This window comes from Streptomyces flavofungini (assembly GCF_041028215.1).
GTDB lineage: Bacteria > Actinomycetota > Actinomycetes > Streptomycetales > Streptomycetaceae > Streptomyces > Streptomyces flavofungini_B.
The window spans coordinates 1-1,766 of the sequence record NZ_JASKYR010001169.1; the positions used below are offsets into that span (position 1 = coordinate 1).

Sequence of the window (1,766 nt, forward strand, 5' to 3'; positions counted from 1 at the left end):
GCCTTCGGCACCTTCGGGGAACTGCTCCAGGGCGTACTGCCCGAGGACGACGGGGACTTCCTCGTCACCCTGCCSGTGGCCCGCTGGACGAKGGCCACCTACCGGGAGGGCTCCGCGTCGGGCGACATCGAGGTGTGGCCGCCGCACAAGACCAAGGCGCTGCGGCTCGCCCGGATGATCGCCGACCGTGCGCCGCGCGGGACCGGGGCGCCGCGCGGCGGGGTGCTCACCGTCAGCAGCGTGATCCCCGAGGGCAAGGGCCTCGCCAGCTCGTCCGCCGACCTGGTCGCCACCGCGCGCGCGGTCGGCAGGGCCCTCGACGTCGCCATGCCGCCCGCCCGCATCGAGCGGCTCCTGGCCCGCATCGAGCCCACCGACGGCGTGCTCTACCCCGCGATCGTCGCCTTCCACCACCGCAGCGTCCGGCTCCGCTCGGTCCTCGGGTCGCTGCCCGCCATGGCCGTCGTCGGCGTCGACGAGGGCGGCTCGGTGGACACCGTGGACTTCAACCGCCTCCCCAAGCCCTTCACCGCCGCCGACCGGCGCACCTACGCGGAGCTCCTCGGCGGGCTCACCGACGCCGTACGCGCCGGAAACCTCGCCGAGGTCGGCGAGATCGCCACCCGCAGCGCCCTGATGAACCAGACCCTGCGCCACAAGCGGTCCCTCGAACCGATGCGGGCCGTCTGCCGCGAGGTCGGCGGCCTCGGCGTCGCCGTGGGCCACAGCGGCACGACCCTGGGGATACTCCTCGACGCCACCGACCCCTCCTACACCCGGCGCGTGACGGCGGCGGCGCAGGCCTGCGCGGAGCTCGCCGACGGCGTGACGGTCTACCGGACGCTCAGCTTCGACACGTCCCAGTACCGGACAGGCTGGAAGGGCGGCCGTCCCCACGCGTAACGTGGCCCGGCATGAAGATCCTCATCAGCGCCGACATGGAGGGCGCCACCGGAGTGACCTGGCCGGCCGACGTGCTGCCGGGCACCGCCCAGTGGGAGCGGTGCCGGTCGCTGTTCACCTCGGACGTGAACGCGGCCGTGCTCGGGTTCTTCGACGGCGGCGCCGACGAGGTGCTCATCAACGAAGCACACTGGAGCATGCGCAACCTCCTCCTGGAGAAGCTGGACGAGCGGGCCGAGATGCTCACCGGGCGGCACAAGTCGCTGTCCATGGTGGAGGGCGTCCAGCACGGCGACGTGGACGGCATCGCCTTCATCGGCTACCACGCGGGCGCGGGCATGGAGGGCGTCCTCGCCCACACCTACCTCGCCAACCAGATCACCGGCGTCTGGGTCAACGGCGTCCGCGCCAGCGAGGGGCTGCTCAACTCCCATGTCGTCGCCGAGTTCGGTGTCCCCGTCATCCTGGTCACCGGCGACGACCTGGCCTGCGACGACGCCCTCAGCTACGCGCCCGGCGCGCTGAAGGTCGCCGTCAAGGACCACGTCTCGCGCTACGCCGCCGTCTGCCGCACCCCGGCCCGCACCGCCGCCGACATCCGCGCCGCCGCCAAGGAGGCCGCCGCGCTCGCCCGGCGGGGGGAGCCGGTGGCGGCGGGCCCGTTCACCGTCGAGGTCGAGTTCGACGCCGAACACCTGTCGATGGCGTCGACCGTCGTCCCCGGAGTGCGCCGGACGGGGGAGCGCAGGGTCGCGTACGACAGCGAGACGATGTACGAGGGAATCCGTACCTTCAAGGCGGTTACGACGATCGCCTCTGCCGCCGTGGAGGAGCAGTATGGCTGACCACACGCAGGACCAGGG

At 72.7% G+C, this 1,766-nt stretch carries 2 protein-coding genes; both read left to right on the forward strand.

Translation table 11 applies throughout. The annotated features are described in order from the left end of the window. Nucleotides 1-903, forward strand: a 903-nt coding sequence (locus tag AB8Z36_RS39445; RefSeq protein WP_369218175.1) for a GHMP family kinase ATP-binding protein, incomplete at its 5' end; no start/stop codon positions are given. A gap of 11 nt (nucleotides 904-914) precedes the next feature. Continuing rightward, a complete protein-coding gene (locus tag AB8Z36_RS39450; RefSeq protein ID WP_369218176.1) occupies nucleotides 915-1,748 on the forward strand; it encodes a M55 family metallopeptidase in 834 nt (277 codons plus the stop codon). The last annotated feature ends 18 nt before the right edge of the window (nucleotides 1,749-1,766 follow it).